Origin of the sequence: Roseobacter sp. MED193 (genome assembly GCF_000152965.1) — a bacterium.
Classification (GTDB): domain Bacteria; phylum Pseudomonadota; class Alphaproteobacteria; order Rhodobacterales; family Rhodobacteraceae; genus Pseudophaeobacter.
The window spans coordinates 345,175-362,642 of record NZ_CH902583.1; the positions used below are offsets into that span (position 1 = coordinate 345,175).

Annotated in this window: 12 protein-coding genes; 5 read left to right on the forward strand and 7 right to left on the reverse strand. The window is 56.8% G+C overall.

Annotated features, from left to right (window positions below):
* Positions 1-2: 2 nt before the first annotated feature.
* The gene (locus MED193_RS04175; protein ID WP_009808395.1) at positions 3-821 is read right to left on the reverse strand and encodes a class II glutamine amidotransferase; all 819 of its coding nucleotides are present in this window, start codon (positions 819-821) and stop codon (positions 3-5) included.
* 248 nt (positions 822-1,069) lie between these two features.
* Here MED193_RS04175 and MED193_RS04180 point away from each other — a divergent pair, with 248 nt between their 5' ends.
* On the forward strand, positions 1,070-1,405 hold the full coding sequence (locus tag MED193_RS04180; protein ID WP_009808396.1) for a multidrug efflux SMR transporter: 336 nt from the start codon (positions 1,070-1,072) through the stop codon (positions 1,403-1,405).
* Between the two features lie 202 nt (positions 1,406-1,607).
* Complete coding sequence (gene typA, locus MED193_RS04185) at positions 1,608-3,428, forward strand: translational GTPase TypA (protein WP_039966625.1); 1,821 nt, start codon at positions 1,608-1,610, stop codon at positions 3,426-3,428.
* Between the two features lie 147 nt (positions 3,429-3,575).
* On the opposite strand, the gene MED193_RS04190 is transcribed toward typA, so the two are convergent.
* From MED193_RS04190 to recA, 3 genes are all read right to left on the reverse strand, one after another.
* On the reverse strand, positions 3,576-3,863 hold the full coding sequence (locus MED193_RS04190; RefSeq protein WP_009808398.1) for a DUF1330 domain-containing protein: 288 nt from the start codon (positions 3,861-3,863) through the stop codon (positions 3,576-3,578).
* Between the two features lie 169 nt (positions 3,864-4,032).
* Positions 4,033-6,684 carry an alanine--tRNA ligase gene (gene alaS, locus MED193_RS04195; protein ID WP_009808399.1) on the reverse strand — a complete coding sequence of 884 codons (2,652 nt, stop codon included), beginning with the start codon at positions 6,682-6,684 and terminating at the stop codon, positions 4,033-4,035.
* A 159-nt stretch (positions 6,685-6,843) separates the two neighbouring features.
* Positions 6,844-7,908, reverse strand: a complete 1,065-nt coding sequence (recA, locus tag MED193_RS04200; protein WP_009808400.1) for a recombinase RecA — start codon at positions 7,906-7,908, stop codon at positions 6,844-6,846.
* Between the two features lie 192 nt (positions 7,909-8,100).
* On the opposite strand from recA, the gene MED193_RS04205 reads away from it, so the two are divergent.
* Positions 8,101-8,694: a hypothetical protein gene (locus tag MED193_RS04205; protein ID WP_039966627.1), complete on the forward strand. Its 594-nt coding sequence runs from the start codon at positions 8,101-8,103 to the stop codon at positions 8,692-8,694.
* A gap of 70 nt (positions 8,695-8,764) precedes the next feature.
* Here the strand turns inward: MED193_RS04205 and MED193_RS04210 are convergent, their stop codons facing one another.
* From MED193_RS04210 to guaB, 3 genes are all read right to left on the reverse strand, one after another.
* Positions 8,765-11,080: a PAS domain-containing hybrid sensor histidine kinase/response regulator gene (locus MED193_RS04210; RefSeq protein ID WP_009808402.1), complete on the reverse strand. Its 2,316-nt coding sequence runs from the start codon at positions 11,078-11,080 to the stop codon at positions 8,765-8,767.
* Between the two features lie 100 nt (positions 11,081-11,180).
* Positions 11,181-12,350 carry an RsmB/NOP family class I SAM-dependent RNA methyltransferase gene (locus MED193_RS04215; RefSeq protein ID WP_009808403.1) on the reverse strand — a complete coding sequence of 390 codons (1,170 nt, stop codon included), beginning with the start codon at positions 12,348-12,350 and terminating at the stop codon, positions 11,181-11,183.
* A 48-nt stretch (positions 12,351-12,398) separates the two neighbouring features.
* On the reverse strand, positions 12,399-13,847 hold the full coding sequence (gene guaB / locus MED193_RS04220; RefSeq protein WP_009808404.1) for an IMP dehydrogenase: 1,449 nt from the start codon (positions 13,845-13,847) through the stop codon (positions 12,399-12,401).
* A gap of 226 nt (positions 13,848-14,073) precedes the next feature.
* Between guaB and MED193_RS04225 the strand changes: the two genes are divergently transcribed.
* Entirely contained in the window at positions 14,074-15,252 is a 1,179-nt protein-coding gene (locus tag MED193_RS04225; RefSeq protein ID WP_009808405.1) for a CaiB/BaiF CoA-transferase family protein, read from the forward strand.
* A 173-nt stretch (positions 15,253-15,425) separates the two neighbouring features.
* Positions 15,426-17,468, forward strand: a complete 2,043-nt coding sequence (locus MED193_RS04230; protein ID WP_009808406.1) for an ASKHA domain-containing protein — start codon at positions 15,426-15,428, stop codon at positions 17,466-17,468.

Here is a 17,468-nt window from a genome sequence, read left to right on the forward strand (position 1 = left end):
TGTTACCCTGGGCAGTTCAGGTCAACCTCATGCCGGTTTGGATCAAATTCCGTCACAGCCTCTCCCGCATCTGCTCCATCCGCTGTGAGCGTCAGAAAACCCCCTGCAGGCAATTGCTGCCATCCCTCCTGTTGTTGCTCCAAAGGTTCAGAGACCACAGCCCAGCCTTGGCGGCTGTTGCTCCATCGATAGTAAAGCGAAGGCGCGATGTGATCCGAAGAATAACGCGCTGCATAGAGCTTTCGGCCGTCTGACATTGCAACCGACAAACGCATATGGGGCGTTGTGCCACGGCTGCGAGACAGGCTCTCCATTTTTGCGACGGCGCGCTCCAGTGCCGCCAAAGGATCCTGGTCCAGCCCCTCTTTCAAGGCCAGTAGAAACAGGATTTCACTATCAGTGGCCCCTTTCCTGTGGTGATACAGGTCATCTGGAACACACATGTCGGCGTAGCGGCGAAACTGTTCAAACCCGCCGACCTGACCGTTATGCATGAAAGACCAGCGCCCAGCTGCAAAGGGGTGGCAGTTGTTTCGGCTGATCGCCGACCCCGTTGAGGCGCGCACGTGAGACAGGAACAACTTTGAGCGCACCTGACGCGCCAAAGCGCGCAAATTGGTATCCGACCAAGCCGGGTAAACATCGCGGTACAATCCGGGCTCTGGCCGCTGATCGTACCAGGCCAGACCAAAGCCATCGCCATTGGTGCTCGTCTTGCACTCGGCGGCGTCCTGGCTTTGAGCGATCAAGGAATGTCCCGGACGCGAAATGATGTCTTCGAGAAAGATTGGCGATCCAAGGTAAGCAGCCCAGCGGCACATCGATGTGGTTTCCTAGCGGTTTGAGGAGAGAGATTGGGCGCCTAGATACAGAGAGGATGGATCGTCGTCGAGGATCCCGATCGCACAGGTACCTGTTCAATGCTGCATGTTTCTCACCCCTTCGCGCCCCGCGCAGGGTTTTTCAGGAAAACGTCGTCTGCTGCCGTTTCCTGACTGTTCCAGATCTATAGCTTCAGATATGGCCAAGGTTGAAACCATCAAGGTCCAGAACTGAAAAGGATCCGAGCATGCCCATTCACTACCTCTATCTGATTGTTGCAATCGTGGCAGAAACGATTGGGACCACTGCATTGCAGGCCAGCCAACAGTTCACCCGCCTTGGTCCATCGCTCCTGGTTTTTGTGGCCTACGGGTTCTCATTCTACATGTTAGGACTGACGCTGAAATACATGCCGGTTGGTCTTGTCTATGCCATCTGGGCGGGCCTGGGTATCGTCCTCATCGCTCTTATTGGATTGGTGATGTTTGGTCAGCGTCTTGACCTGCCCGCCATCCTGGGGATCGGCCTGATCCTTTCTGGCGTTTTAATCATTCACCTCTTTTCCTCCTCTTCCGGCCACTAACCAAAAGGTTTTGGTGCCCCATCGACGGATCAGACGAGCCGACTGCACAAGGCGGATCCTGTACCAAATCGAAAAAAATCCAGCCCAAATACGCAGTATTGTTGCAGGTTTCACCTAACAGCGAGGATTGGACGTATTTCTTCTGGCCTTTGGCTTGGGATCGGGCTATGCGCGGCGCAACTTCCTTACAAAGGCTGACGTCATGGACATGCGCAACATTGCGATCATTGCTCACGTGGACCACGGTAAAACGACCCTGGTTGATGAGCTTCTGAAACAATCCGGCGCCTTCCGCGAAAACCAGGCTGTGGCTGAACGTGCCATGGACAGCAACGACCTGGAACGCGAGCGGGGCATTACCATTTTTGCCAAACCCACTTCGGTGGAATGGAACGGCACCCGTATCAACATCGTTGACACGCCAGGACACGCCGACTTTGGCGGTGAGGTTGAGCGGATCTTGTCGATGGTTGATGGCGTTGTCCTGCTAGTGGATGCCGCAGAAGGCCCCATGCCACAGACCAAGTTTGTGACCTCCAAAGCCCTGGCCCTGGGCCTGCGCCCCATCGTGGTCCTGAACAAGGTCGACAAGCCCGACGCCGAGCCTGATCGTGCGCTGGACGAATGCTTTGATCTCTTTGCATCATTGGACGCGACCGAAGATCAGCTGGATTTTCCGCATATGTATGCCTCGGGCCGGAATGGCTGGGCCGATGCTGAGCTGGACGGTCCCCGCAAGGATCTGCACGCGCTGTACAATCTGATCGTCAACCACGTGCCAGAGCCAAAGCAGATCAAACGCCAAGGCGAAGATTTCCGCATGCTGGCCACCACCCTGGGCTCTGACCCCTTTGTGGGCCGCCTGCTGACGGGTCGCGTTGAAAGCGGCACCCTGAAGGTTGGCGCCACCGTGCAGGCCCTGTCCCGCATTGGCCAAAAGATCGAACAGTTCCGTGTTACCAAAATTCAGGCCTTCCGCGGTCTGGCGCAGCAGGACATCGACGAGGCCCAGGCTGGCGATATTGTCTCGCTTGCCGGTATGACCAAAGCCACCGTGGCCGACACCATCTGTGCCCTGGCAGTGGACGAGGCACTGGATGCCCAGCCGATCGATCCGCCCACCATCACCGTGACCTTCGGCATCAACGACAGCCCACTGGCCGGTCGTGATGGCAAAAAGGTTCAGTCCCGGGTCATCCGTGATCGCCTGATGAAAGAAGCCGAAGGCAATGTGGCGATCAAGATCACGGACACCCCCGGTGGCGATGCCTTTGAAGTTGCCGGCCGTGGCGAACTTCAGATGGGTGTTCTGATCGAGAACATGCGCCGTGAAGGCTTTGAGCTGTCGATCTCCCGCCCTCAGGTTCTGATGAAAGAAGTCGACGGCGTTCGCATGGAGCCCATTGAGGAAGCCACCATCGACGTTGACGACGAATACTCTGGTGCCGTGATTGAAAAAATCACTGGTGCGCGCAAAGGTGAGCTGGTCGAGATGAAACCAGCCGGTGCCGGCAAGACCCGCATCATCGCCCATGTGCCCTCGCGTGGCCTCATCGGCTACCACGGCGAATTCCTGACAGATACCCGTGGCACTGGCGTTTTGAACCGCGTGTTCCACGGCTGGGCACCGCACAAAGGCTCCATTCCTGGCCGCCGTGCTGGCGTTCTGTTGTCGATGGAAAGCGGTCAGTCCGTGGCCTATGCGCTGTGGAACCTGGAAGATCGCGGTAAGATGTTCATCGGCTCGCAGGTCGATATCTATACAGGCATGATCATCGGCGAACACTCGCGCGAAAACGATCTGGAAGTGAACCCGCTGAAAGGCAAAAAGCTGACCAACGTGCGGGCCTCTGGCACCGACGAAGCAGTCCGCCTGACCACGCCCATCACCCTGTCGCTGGAAGAGGCCATTGCCTACATCAATGACGACGAACTGGTGGAAGTTACGCCAAACTCGATCCGTCTGCGCAAACGCTACCTTGACCCACACGAGCGCAAGCGGATGGCCCGTGAAAACGGCTAAGCCGCCATTGACCAAAAATAATTGAAAGGACGCCTATGGGCGTCCTTTTCATTTCCAAGACCAAGTTTTTTCCTAGGAACGCGACCAAAAAAGGAAAAGGGCTCCAACCAGGAGCCCTTTTCACTTCAGTTCAGCAGGTGGCTAGAATTATTCGCTGGTCTCAACGACCATCAATTCGCGTTCGGACGCGCCACGTGCATGGCTCAACGCCTCTTGGTACTCGGGGCTGTGATAGCAGTCTACTGCCGCCTCAACACTGGGGAATTTGGCAACCACATTGCGCGGGCGTTCCTTGCCTTCTAGCTGCACAAAACGACCGCCACGGGCGATGAACTCGCCGCCGGCCTTAGCTACAGCTGGACCAGCCAATTTGGCATATTTGCCATAGGCCTCTTCGTCCGTGACGGTAACATGTGCAATCCAAAGTGCGGGCATTAGGGATCCTCCAGTAATCTGCCTGAGCTTTGGCTCAGCATAGGCGATTGGGACCCAGCGTCGATCACTTTTTTGACCAAATGGTCCAACCCATGCAAAACGCCCGCTGTCCTCTCGACAACGGGCGTCTCAGATTTTTAAAGCCAGTCCTTTGACCTGCAAAGAACAGTTAGCCTGCCAAAAATGTCTCAGCTGCGGCAATCGCGGCTGCGGCTCCATCAAAGTCCTTGCCTCCGCCCTGTGCCATATCCGGGCGGCCACCGCCACCTTTGCCCCCAACTGCGGGAACGGCTGCTCGCAGAACATCCACGGCAGAGACATCGCCAATCAAATCATCTGTGACCCCAGCGGCAACGGCCACCTTACCGCCCTCCTCAGCGATCAAGAGGATAACCCCTGAGCCAATGCTTTGTTTATGTGCATCAATCAACGCACGCAGGTCTTTGCCAGAAACCCCTTCCAAGGCCTGAGCAAGGAACTTCTTGCCACCGATCTCTTTGGCTTCAACGCCGCCACCGGCACCGCCGCCCATGGCAAGCTGTTGCTTCAGGGTCGAGATCTCATTTTGCAGCGCCTTTCGCTCGTCCATCATGGATTTCAGTCGATCCATCACATCACCCGGTTGGGCCTTAAGCGTGCCTGCGATTTCGGCCATCTGGCCCGCGGTCCGTTGCAGATGCTCAAAAGCTGCGGCACCGGTCAAAGCCTCAATCCGGCGCACCCCGGCAGAGGACGCGCTATCGCCGAGGATCACAAAGGTCCCAATATCACCGGTCTGGCGCACATGTGTCCCACCACATAGTTCGATCGAATAGGTGTCACCGGACTGGCCTTTGCCGGTATCCGCCTTGCCCATTGAGACAACCCGCACCTCATCGCCGTATTTTTCACCGAACAAGGCCTGCGCCCCCAGGGCGCGCGCGTCATCTGGGGTCATAATCCGGGTCTCAACCGGGGTGTTTTGACGGATGAAGGCATTCACATCCGCAGACACTTGGCAGAGTTCAGCATCACTCAAGGCCTTGGTGTGGCTGAAATCAAACCGCAGGCGGTCATCTGCATTCAACGACCCGCGCTGCGCCACATGCTCGCCAAGTGCCTCAAGCAGAGCTTCATGCAGCAGGTGCGTGGCAGAATGATTGGCACGAATGGCAGACCGCCGTGTCGGATCAACCACCAACTGAGCCGGAGCTCCGGCCGTAACCAAGCCTTCAACCACTTGACCAATATGAATAAAGACGCCCGCGGATTTTTTGGTGTCCGAAACTTGGACGAGCCCGCCATCAACACGGATCTCTCCGCTATCGCCCACCTGACCACCGGATTCGGCGTAGAAGGGAGTCTGATTCAGGACAAGCTGTACCTTGTCGCCCAATCCCGCTTCGCTGACCTCGCCCCCGTCTTTCACCAAGGCCACAACCTGGCCTTCGGCAATTTCGGTTTCATAGCCCAGGAAATCAGTGGCACCATGTTTGTCAGCAATGTCGAACCAAACGGTGCTGTCAGCCGCTTCCCCTGATCCGGCCCAGGCGGCGCGGGCCTTTGCCTTTTGCTCGGCCATGGCGCTGTCAAATCCGTCAGTATCGACTTCACGCCCCTTCTCGCGCAGGGCGTCTTGGGTCAGGTCAAGCGGGAAACCAAAGGTATCATAGAGCTTAAAGGCGGCAGACCCTGGAAGCGGCGCCCCCTCGTCTAGACCAGAAACCTCATCATCCAAAAGCTTCAGACCGCGTTCCAGCGTCTGTTTGAAACGGGTTTCTTCCAGTTTCAATGTTTCTTCAATCATGGACTGCGCTTGCCCAAGTTCAGGATAGGCAGCGCCCATTTGCTGTACCAAAGCCGGAACCAGACGGTGCATAACCGGATCCTTGGCCCCCAAAAGATGCGCATGACGCATGGCACGGCGCATGATGCGGCGCAACACGTAGCCACGGCCATCATTGGAGGGCATCACCCCATCGGCCATCAAAAAGGACGTGGAACGCAAATGATCCGCAATGACGCGGTGATGCACATTCTGATCGCCATAGGGGTCGGAACTGGTGACGTCGGCTGAGGCCTCGATCAGGGATTTGAACAGGTCGGTGTCATAATTGTCATGGCTGCCCTGTAGCAGGGCGCCGATCCGTTCCAGCCCCATGCCGGTGTCAATAGACTGCATGTCCAGCGGGGTCATCGAGCCGTCTTCGAACTTCTCATTTTGCATGAAAACGACGTTCCAGATCTCGATGAAACGGTCGCCGTCTTCCTCGGGAGAACCAGGAGGGCCACCCCAGATGTGATCGCCGTGATCATAGAAAATTTCGGTGCAAGGGCCACAAGGGCCAGTGGGGCCCATCTGCCAGAAATTGTCAGCTGTATCGATGCGGATAATGCGGTCCTCAGGCACGCCGAGTTTTTTCCAGATCGCAAAAGCCTCATCATCGGTGTGGTAAACCGTGGTCAGCAGCCGATTTTTGTCGATACCAAACTCTTTGGTAATGAGTTCCCAGGCAAAGGGGATCGCGTCTTCTTTGAAATAATCGCCAAAGGAAAAGTTCCCGAGCATTTCAAAGAAGGTATGGTGACGCGCGGTATAGCCCACATTGTCGAGATCATTGTGCTTACCACCAGCGCGTACACATTTCTGCGCTGTTGTGGCACGCTGATAGTCGCGGGTCTCAACGCCGGTAAACAGATTCTTAAACTGCACCATGCCTGAGTTGACAAACATCAGGGTGGGATCGTTGCGCGGCACTAGCGGGCTGGAGTCTACGATCTCGTGCCCCTGCTTGGCAAAATAGTTCAAAAAGGTAGAGCGGATATCGTTCAGCGTCGCCATGGATAGGGGTCCCTTCGCGGGCAATGTTCAAGGTTGGAGAGAGGTTTATCCCCCCAACAAGCCCCTGTCCACAGCCCGTGCCTACCCAAAGACCGTAAAAAGGACGCAGCATGCGCCGCGTCCCTTTTAAACCTCATTTTGATCAAATCCCGCGGCGGCTTAGCCTTCGAGAATATCATCCTCATCACCGCCATCAGGGCGGTCAAATTCCAGCCCATGCGCGGCACGGATCTTATCTTCAATGTCATAGGCAATGGACTGATGATCGCGCAGGAACTGTTTGGCGTTTTCACGCCCCTGCCCGATCCGTTCATCCCCGTAGGAGAACCAAGACCCGGATTTATTCACCACGCCGGCCGCAACACCAAGATCCAGCAGCTCGCCCATCTTGGAGATGCCTTCGCCATACATGATGTCGAATTCAACCTGCTTGAAGGGAGGCGCCACCTTGTTCTTAACCACTTTTACGCGGGTGGCATTGCCCACGATTTCATCGCGATCCTTGACAGCGCCGATGCGGCGAATGTCCAGACGAACGGAAGAATAAAACTTAAGCGCGTTACCGCCAGTTGTGGTTTCAGGCGAGCCAAACATTACGCCGATCTTCATCCGGATCTGGTTGATAAAGATCACCATGCAGTTTGAGCGGCTGATAGAACCGGTGAGCTTACGCATCGCCTGGCTCATCAACCGAGCCTGAACGCCAACATTGGAATCGCCCATGTCACCTTCAAGTTCGGATTTGGGCGTCAATGCCGCAACCGAGTCGACAATGACCATATTTACCGCTCCGGACCGCACCAGCGTATCGGTAATTTCCAACGCCTGCTCGCCTGTGTCTGGCTGGGAGATCAACAACTCATCCAGATCAACGCCCAGTTTGGCCGCATATTGCGGGTCCAGCGCATGTTCGGCGTCAACAAAGGCGCAAACGCCCCCCTTTTTCTGCTGCTCTGCGGCACAGTGCAGCGTCAGCGTTGTTTTGCCCGAACTTTCAGGGCCGTAGATTTCAATGATCCGCCCCATCGGCAGACCACCAATGCCCAAAGCAATATCCAAGCCCAGAGAACCTGTCGAGCTGGCCTCGATTTCCTGAATGGCACCGTCACCCATCTTCATGATGGAGCCTTTGCCAAATTGCCGTTCGATCTGTGCAAGCGCGCTATCGAGCGCCTTTTGCTTGTCACCGCTTACTTTGTTTTTCATGGTCAAAAGATCCGCCATAGTCCCTTGTCCCCTTCTATGTGTCATAGAGCTGCGCCAGCAGCAATCACTGGTTTGTTTGCCTTTTGTTCCTTATGGGGTCAAAAGGAGAACAAAGCAAACACAAACTTCACCTATTCAGATCGCAGGGCAGATGTTAAACAGGGGCAAACGGCCTATATTCATCTTATTTCAAAGGGTTTGACGCGGGAAATGCTGGTATTTTATGACGAAAAGCTGGTACTGCTTTCGGTTCCCAAAACCGGAACATCGGCCTATCAGGAGGCTCTGCAAACCCGCGCTGACTTGGCGATTACCAACCCGCCAGAGCTCAAACATGCACCGCTTTATCGCTACAACCGTTGGATTCGCCCGATGTTTGAACGTGTCTGTGATGTGGAACTTGAGGTTGCCGCAGTCATGCGCGAGCCGGTGAGTTGGTTGGGAAGTTGGTACCGGTTTCGCCAGCGCCCCTTTATGCTGGGTAAAACCAATGCCACCCATGGTATCAGTTTTGACCAGTTTGTGCGCGACTACTGCAAGGGCCAGCAACCTGGGCACGCAAACGTAGGCAGCCAGGCAAAGTTTTTGGAGGCGCAGAAAAATGGCTGTCATGTCACCCATTTGTTTCGCTACGAGGACCAGCCAGCCATTCAATCCTTCCTTGAAGACCGGCTTAAAGTGAAAATCTCCTTGCAAAAATGCAATGTCAGTCCGGTCATGGATCTGACGCTCAGCCCTGAAATCGAAGCGCTATACCGCCGCAAGAAGCCTGAGGAATTCGACCTGTATGACAGCATTGCGTGACGTTCGGACAGCGGCATGCCAAAATGACCGCCCATGCTGTCCAGCGTGACACTTCTTGATCCGGTTGACCTCAATGCAGCTGCGCGTGAACCGTTTCTGTCAACTGATTAAGCGAGAAGGGTTTCGGTAGGAAAACCGAATTGGGCACATCCGGTTCGGATTCTCCAAAGGCGCCTTCGGCATAGCCTGAAACAAAAACAACACGGGTATCTGGGCGGGTTTTCAACGCTTCGCGCACCCAGCTTGGCCCATCCATACCCGGCATCACCACATCCGTCACAAAGACGTCGACCGTGAGGCCTGGATCTTCAAGCGTCCGCAGCGCATCCTCGGCGGATTCCGCCTCAAGAACCGTATAGCCCCGCATACGGAGGGCGCGCGAGGCAAAGGCCCGCACTGGCGCTTCATCCTCAACCAGGAGCACCACGCCCTCCCCGTGCTGAGGCGCGGGGGCAGCCTTGGGTGCTTCATCGTTAGCTTCGGCTGCAGCCCTATCATCCTCTCCCTCCTGGTAGACGGGGAAGAACAGGGTGAACTGTGTCCCCTTATCGGGCACCGAGTCGACAAAGATAAAGCCACCAGTCTGTTTCACGATCCCATAGGCTGTGGATAGACCAAGGCCAGTGCCCTCGCCCGTGCGTTTGGTGGTGTAGAAGGGCTCAAAGACCTTTTGCAGTTTATCTGGGGGAATTCCGACGCCTTCATCGCTGACCTTCACAGTGATCCAGTTGCCCTCAGGCACAGAGGCACGGTCCCGTTTCAGCGGTTTTTCCAGGGTGACAGCCTCGGTGCGCACGCGAATCTCACCACCATTGGGCATGGCATCGCGGGCATTCACCACCAAGTTCATCAAGACCTGCTCAAGCTGGCGCTTATCGGCCCGGATCGAGCGCATCACCGGATCGTGGCTTAGGGTCAGGGTGACCTTCTCCCCGACCAGTCGATTAAGCAAATGGGTCAGGTCCGAGAGGGTATCGCGTACATCTAACACCTCAGGCAATAGCGTCTGTTTACGGGAAAAGGCCAGAAGTTGGCTCACCAGTGAGGCCGCACGATTGGCATTCTCATGGATCTGAATCAGATCTCCGTAGTCCTGGTCGCCTTGATCATGGCGGAGCAGCAATAGATCGCAATGGCCTGAAATAGCGGTCAAAAGGTTGTTGAAATCATGGGCGACACCGCCCGCCAACTGACCAATTGCCTGCATCTTCTGGCTTTGAACGAACTGCGCTTCCAGGGTTTTTAGTTCGGTGGCGTCGTTCAGCACCGCAATCAAGATGGTCTTGCCCTCTTCCACGGCACGGGTCAGTGTCACTTGAACAAAGACCTCTTTGTCCGGCCGCGACAGCCGCAGGAATTCGGATTTGTTGGAGGCCAGCCCATCGGCGGTGTCGCGGAGCCAATCCGACATTGGCCGCCCCAGCCCTTCCATCAACTGCCCCAATTTCAGGTTATCACGACTGTCCAGCCCAAGCATTCCCATCGCCATCTTATTGAGCGACAGAATATCACCCGAGGGCGCAAGTTTGATAAAGGGAACCGGCATATGTTCGAAACTGGTCTGCTGGCTCTGCAGCCCGGCACCGCTCACCTCCATCAAGAACAACTCACTGCGCCCTTGGGTTCGGTTCAATTCGGTAACCAACACGTCGAGCGGGCCGTTTTTTGTGGTGATGGTATTCACCTCACCACTGCTCACTGGCAGCGATACAAACAAACGGTCTGTAGATTTCACACGCTCGCCGACCAAGTTGCGCGCCGCCTCGTTCATGAACAAGACCGCACCGGTGCGCCCCACCGTGATCATTGGAATTGGCACCGCTTCAGAACCACGTCCGGGCTGGCGTTCGGCAATATCCTCGACACGCCAAAGGAAGCTGCCGCCATGCATCTGGTGCACAGCCAGGCGGACATGGCCGCGTCGAGTAACGATATCTTCGCGGGCCGCTCCTTCAAACCGGGCGCGGCTTTGCAAACGAAACAACACCGCAGAAGGATTCGCCAGAACCGACCGCAAGGTTCCGGCCAGGGTTTCACGATCATTCTCCTGAAACCGGTTTTGCGCTGCCTGATTACAGGCGTGAATGGTTCCGTCATCATCGGTGACAAAACTGGGCGTGGCGTCTTTTTCGATAAACCCCGTGAGCAGCTCTACCGCCATAGCGCGTGCATTGATCCGCAGACGCGCTTGAAAGAGCATCAACAGAGCCACCGCAAGCAGCGTCAAACCGACCGTCAGAAGCCCCCGCATGATCCAATCAGGCCAGGCAAAGAAGCTCGGCACCACCATCAGCCCAATGGACAAGAGCAAAGTCGCCCCAAGGCGAAGATGCTCGGGATGGTAGATCCGTAGCGCAGGCACGGAGGAGTTTTGGCGACCGGACATTTCGGCTCCATCTTCAGGATTAGTAGACGCCATAACGCGCCCAAAGTCTTAAAGCCACGTTAAGGGAGATGTAGCTTTCCTGACGAATTACCTAACAACCCTAGCCGATATGCGTCAACACAGTGACAAAAAATCCGTCAGTTCCATCCTGAACCTGCCAAGAGGCCTGTTCAGCGACCTTCCAGCCGTCGTGACGGTCGAGAAAGCCTTGTATTTGTGCGCTGTTTTCCTCGTCCAGCATCGAGCAGGTCGCATAGGCCAGGTGCCCCCCTTCGCGCACCAGCTGCGCCGCATCCTGCAGGATCTGACCTTGAGACAGGCGGATTTCATCCAGCATAGCACGGGTAAGACGCCATTTACCTTCTGGCGCCCGCCGCCAGGATCCAGACCCGGAGCAGGGCACATCACACAACACCAAATCAAAGGCCGCGGCGTTCTCTAACTCGTCCTCTGACAGACAGGTAATGTCGGCACCGGCCCGCTGTGCCCTTAACGGCAGGTCGTTCATCCGGCTAGTATTCGCATCATAGGCAAAAAGATCTATTTTTGCGCGCCCCGCCATGGCCAGGCTTTTGCCACCTCCACCGGCACAGAAATCAAGCACCCGCATGCCATCTTCCAGTGGCAGTTTATCAACAACTGCTTGGCTGGCGGCATCTTGCAGTTCGACCAAACCGTCAGCGAAGCAATCACTGTTGCGGATCTTGCGCCCCCCCTGAGTGACCTCCAAAGCGGTTTCACTAGCAGGATGTGGCTCACAGAGGATGCTTTCCTCCGCCAGGGCCTCAATTGCGTCAGAGCGATTGCTGCGTAGTAGGTTGACCCGCAGGTGCACAGGTGCACGCTCCTGAAGGGCAAGCCCTGCGGCTTCTGCCGCCAGGCCGATGCTCTCGCTGAAGGAGGGCCAGACCCAATCGGGGATATCCAGACGCTCGGCATCCGAGGCAAAATCGGCTGGTTCGGCGCTTTCAGCCTCCGTCAAGGGGCTCGGCCCATAGCCCTGGCCACTAAACACGGTTTCCGGATCGACACCTTCGGCCCGCAAAGACCCCAGCACCAGACCACGCCCGGTCTGCGCCCCGCCCAACACCGCAAAGGAGCGGCGGCAACGCAGGGCGGTAAAGACATGATCGCGCACCGCTGCACGATCTTTGGAGCCGGCATAACGATTACGCCGCCCCCAAGAAGTCAGCGCCTTTTCAGCTGCTTCCCCGTCAAGGATCAGATCAAGGATTTCGATGGCCGCCTGCTGGCGGGCAGCCGGGGTCACGCCCAGGCTCCAAAGCTACAAAGGGTCATCGTCATCATTCCAATCTTATTAGCCGATACGGTAGTTCGGGCTTTCACGGGTGATCTGTACGTCATGCACATGGCTTTCCTTAAGGCCAGCACCAGTGATGCGCACGAACGAGCAATCCTTGCGCATCGCCTCAACTGTAGCGCTACCAGTGTAACCCATAGCAGCCCGCAAGCCGCCCACCAGCTGGTGGATCACTGCATTAGCGCTGCCTTTATAGGGCACCTGACCTTCGATGCCTTCGGGCACCAGTTTGTCGCTGGCGGCATCTTTCTGGAAGTAGCGATCGGCAGAGCCACGCGCCATGGCACCAAGCGAGCCCATACCCCGATAGGATTTAAACGAGCGGCCCTGATAAAGGATCACTTCGCCAGGGCTTTCGTCGGTGCCGGCAATCATCGAACCAACCATGGCGCAGGAGGCACCGGCGGCAATCGCCTTGGCAAAGTCGCCCGAGAATTTGATGCCGCCATCAGCAATCACAGGAGTGTCGCCCGCAGCCGCGGCGCAATCCATAATGGCGGTCAGCTGAGGAACACCCACCCCGGCCACCATGCGCGTGGTGCAAATCGAGCCAGGCCCAATCCCCACTTTGATCGCGTCCGCACCAGCGTCAATCAGCGCCGAGGTTGCCGCGCCCGTGGCCACATTGCCTGCAATGACCTGCACATTGGGGTACTGCGCCTTGATCCGTTTGACGGCATCCAGAACGCCAGCAGAGTGACCATGCGCGGTATCCACCACCACAATATCAGCGCCAGCATCGATCAACTGCTCTGAACGGGCAAAGCCGCTATCCCCAACCGAGCTCGCAGCAGCAACGCGCAGACGGCCCAGCTCATCCTTGCAGGCAGTCGGGTTCAACACGGCCTGTTCGGTGTCTTTCAGGGTCAAAAGGCCGGTCAGCTTGCCCGAGCCATCGGTGACCAGCAGCTTCTCGATCCGGCGCGCCCGCATCATTGACTTGGCCTCATCCAGATCTGCGGGTTCTTGCAGCATCGCCAGATTATCGGAGGTCATCATCACGGAAACAGGCGTGTCATCATCATTGGCAAACCGCATGTCGCGGTTGGTGACGATGCCCACCACCCGGCCTGCTTCGTCCACCACCGGAAATCCCGTGACACGATAGCGCTCTTGCAATGCCTTTGCATCTGCCAGGGTCTGGCTCGCCAACAGGGTGATCGGGTTATAAACAATCCCGCTCTCAAAACGCTTTACCCGGCGCACCTGTTTTGATTGCTCTTCTGCATCGAGGTTCTTATGGATAACCCCCATCCCACCGGCCTGAGCCATGGCAATCGCCATACGGGCCTCAGTCACCGTGTCCATGGCTGAACTCATCAGCGGAATATTCAGATCAATATTGCGCGTGACGCGCGTGCGCGTATCCGCTGTGCTGGGCAGGACGTCGGACGCGCCTGGTACCAGTAAAACATCATCAAAGGTGAGTGCCTCACGAATCTGCATTTGCTACCCCTATGCAAAACCCCGTTTGACGGTGACCCTATTGCACAGATCCCCGGGAGAGGAAAGAGCCCCTGCAAAGAATTCCTGCACCGCAGCATTTCCTCAGGCGCGCCCCCAGACCAGCGGCCAGGGCCACAATTTGCCATCGGGCTGATCTACGTCAAAGTTGTTTCACCTAAACGAACTATGCCTTGAGACACTGCGAACAGATCAAGAGGAGCGCCCGATGTCCGCGCCAAATCCTTCTGCCACTGGCCCCTTGGCTGGTATTGTCATCATTGACCTCACTCATGTTTTGGCTGGGCCCTATGCCTCGATGACCCTGGCAGGTCTGGGCGCAAGGGTCATCAAGGTAGAGCGTCCCGGCAGTGGTGATGACACCCGTTCCTTCCCCCCGTTCAAAGGCGAGGAGAGCGCCTATTTCGCCACCATCAACCATGGCAAGGAAAGCATTGCACTGGACCTAAAATCTAACGAGGACCGCATTGTTTTCAATGACCTTATAGCGCAAGCTGATGTTATATTGGAGAACTACCGTCCCGGCGTGATGGAGCGCCTCGGCTTTGGCTGGGAGGATCTGCACAAACGCTTTCCCCGGCTGATCTATGGGGCGGTCTCCGGTTTTGGCCATTCAGGCCCGGACTCGCAACGCCCTGCCTACGACATGGTGGTTCAGGCCCGGGGTGGCGTTATGTCGATCACCGGCGAGCGCAACCGTGAGCCGGTTCGGGTTGGGGCGTCGATAGGGGATATTGCAGCAGGCATGTTTTTGGCCCAGGGGGTTTTGGCCGCGCTGCTCGAGGTGCAAAAGACCGGAACCGGACAAAAAGTCGATATTGCCATGCTCGACAGTCAACTGGCCCTGCTTGAACATGCTATCGCCATTACCTCGGTCACCGGTGAAGCACCACGCCCATCGGGGGCACGCCACCCATCGATCACCCCGTTTGAAACCTTCCATGCCGAGGACAGCCTGTTTGTGATCGCTGCTGGCAATGACGCGCTCTTTGCGCGGCTTTGTGCTGCGCTTGATCTGCCGTTGGCCCAGGACAAACGCTTTGCGACAAACCCGGCAAGATGCGAAAATGCCCGCCTTTTAAAACGCTTAATCGAGGCCGTGACCATCGACCGGCCTGCCGAATATTGGATTTCCCATCTCACCGAGGCAGGCATCCCCACCGGGCCAATCCAGGATGTGGCTCAGGTCCTAAAAGATCCACAAATCCTGGCCCGCAACATGGTGGTTGATGTCCTGGATGAGCAAGGGGCCCCAGCCTATGTCGCCGCTGGAAATCCCATCAAAATGTCCGGCTTGCTGGACCCCAAGACACGCGCCCCAGCCCCGCGCCTAGACGGCAACCGCCAGGAGATTCTGGATTGGCTGAAGAGAGTTTCTTCGGATTAACTTTTCCAAAGCCCAGATCAGCTGCACCTGTGCACCGATCGACGCTCGTGTTGGTGCCATTGCGACGATAGAAAATGACGCCACTAGACCAGATTGTGGCGTTCTACGACTTTTGATTACTAGGCCAAGCCCCTATGGTCCCCGGACAATACATGAATCCAAGGGGTGCCTTCATGAGCAGCGATCCTCTCGTCATCTTTACACCATCAGGCAAACGCGGCCATTTTCCGGTGGGCACGCCCGTTTTGACCGCCGCGCGCCAATTGGGCGTCGATCTCGATTCTGTGTGTGGCGGGCGTGGTATCTGCTCGAAATGCCAGATTACCCCCTCCTATGGTGAGTTCTCCAAACATGGGGTGACCGTAGCGGATGATGCCTTGACCGAATGGAACAAGGTCGAGCAACGCTACAAGGATAAACGAGGGTTGTTGGATGGCCGCCGTTTGGGCTGCCAGGCGCAGGTCCAAGGGGATGTGGTCATTGACGTCCCACCTGAAAGCCAAGTGCACCGTCAGGTGGTTCGCAAACGCGCCGAGGCGCGCGACATCACCATGAACCCCTCAACCCGGCTGTTCTATGTCGAGGTTGAAGAACCCGACATGCACAAACCCTCTGGCGATATGGAGCGGTTGATCGAGGCGCTGGAGAACCAATGGCAACTCAAAGGGGTCAAAACCGACCTCCATATTCTGCAAAGCCTGCAACCTGCCCTGCGCAAAGGCCAGTGGAAGGCCACTGTCGCCGTGCATCTTGGTGATAAGAGCCACCCGCCCAAGATCATGCATATCTGGCCTGGCTACTATGAGGGGACTGTCTACGGGTTGGCGGTTGATCTGGGCTCCACGACCATCGCCGCGCATCTTTGCGATCTCAAAAGCGGCGAAGTCGTTGCCTCCTCTGGTATTATGAACCCTCAAATTCGCTTTGGCGAAGACCTAATGAGCCGTGTGTCTTACTCCATGATGAATGAGGGCGGCGACCAGGAGATGACCCGCGCGGTACGGGAAGGTATGAACGCCCTGTTCACCCAGATCGCAGCTGAAGCAGAGATCGACAAAGACCTGATCGTGGATGCGGTATTTGTCTGTAACCCCGTGATGCATCACTTGTTCCTTGGCATTGATCCCTTTGAACTGGGTCAGGCGCCCTTTGCCCTGGCCACTTCAGACTCCCTGGCCCTGCGCGCGGCTGAGCTGGATCTGAATATTCACCCCGCAGCCCGTGTCTATCTGCTGCCCTGTATTGCAGGCCATGTTGGTGCAGATGCGGCCGCTGTTGCCCTGTCGGAAGCGCCGGACAAATCCGAAGATCTGGTCTTGGTCGTTGACGTTGGCACCAATGCCGAAATCCTGCTGGGCGATAAGAACAAGGTACTGGCCTGTTCCTCGCCCACTGGACCCGCCTTTGAGGGCGCACAGATCTCAAGTGGGCAACGAGCGGCGCCTGGAGCCATTGAACGATTGGAAATCAACCCTGACACCAAAGAACCGCGGTTCCGTGTTATCGGGTCCGATATCTGGTCGGACGAGGATGGTTTTGACGCCGCAATCGCCACCACCGGCATCACCGGCATCTGTGGCTCGGGCATCATCGAGGCCATTGCTGAGATGCGCATGGCCGGGGTGCTGGATGCCTCCGGGTTGATTGGCTCGGCCGAGCAAACTGGAACGCCCCGCTGTATCCAGGACGGGCGCACCAATGCCTATCTGGTCTGGGACGGCAGCGCCGATGGCGGCCCCAAGATCACCATCACCAACCCTGACATTCGCGCCATTCAAATGGCAAAGGCCGCGCTTTATTCCGGGGCTCGCCTGCTGATGGACAAATTTGGTGTCGACACCGTGGATCGCGTTGTTCTTGCCGGCGCCTTTGGAGCCCATATCTCCGCAAAACACGCCATGGTTCTGGGCATGATCCCCGATTGCCCCATCGATAAAGTCTCCAGCGCGGGCAATGCCGCAGGAACTGGTGCCCGTATCGCCCTCCTCAATACCAAGGCCCGCGGCGAGATCGAAGAGACGGTGCGACGTATCGAGAAAATCGAAACCGCAGTTGAGCCGCGCTTCCAGGAGCATTTCGTCAATGCCTCAGCGATCCCGAACTCAAAGGACCCCTTCCCGGTTCTGGGTTCCATCGTGTCCTTGCCCGAGGTGAATTTCAATACAGGCGGGGGCGATGGAACCTCCGGTGGGCGCCGCCGCAGACGCCGCGGATAA

Coding starts and splice junctions, on each gene's coding strand:
- MED193_RS04175 (WP_009808395.1), bottom strand. CDS start 821: ATGTGCCGCTGGGCTGCTTACCTTGGATCGCCAATCTTTCTCGAAGAC.
- MED193_RS04180 (WP_009808396.1), top strand. CDS start 1,070: ATGCCCATTCACTACCTCTATCTGATTGTTGCAATCGTGGCAGAAACG.
- typA (WP_039966625.1), top strand. CDS start 1,608: ATGGACATGCGCAACATTGCGATCATTGCTCACGTGGACCACGGTAAA.
- MED193_RS04190 (WP_009808398.1), bottom strand. CDS start 3,863: ATGCCCGCACTTTGGATTGCACATGTTACCGTCACGGACGAAGAGGCC.
- alaS (WP_009808399.1), bottom strand. CDS start 6,684: ATGGCGACGCTGAACGATATCCGCTCTACCTTTTTGAACTATTTTGCC.
- recA (WP_009808400.1), bottom strand. CDS start 7,908: ATGGCGGATCTTTTGACCATGAAAAACAAAGTAAGCGGTGACAAGCAA.
- MED193_RS04205 (WP_039966627.1), top strand. CDS start 8,101: ATGCTGGTATTTTATGACGAAAAGCTGGTACTGCTTTCGGTTCCCAAA.
- MED193_RS04210 (WP_009808402.1), bottom strand. CDS start 11,080: ATGTCCGGTCGCCAAAACTCCTCCGTGCCTGCGCTACGGATCTACCAT.
- guaB (WP_009808404.1), bottom strand. CDS start 13,847: ATGCAGATTCGTGAGGCACTCACCTTTGATGATGTTTTACTGGTACCA.
- MED193_RS04225 (WP_009808405.1), top strand. CDS start 14,074: ATGTCCGCGCCAAATCCTTCTGCCACTGGCCCCTTGGCTGGTATTGTC.
- MED193_RS04230 (WP_009808406.1), top strand. CDS start 15,426: ATGAGCAGCGATCCTCTCGTCATCTTTACACCATCAGGCAAACGCGGC.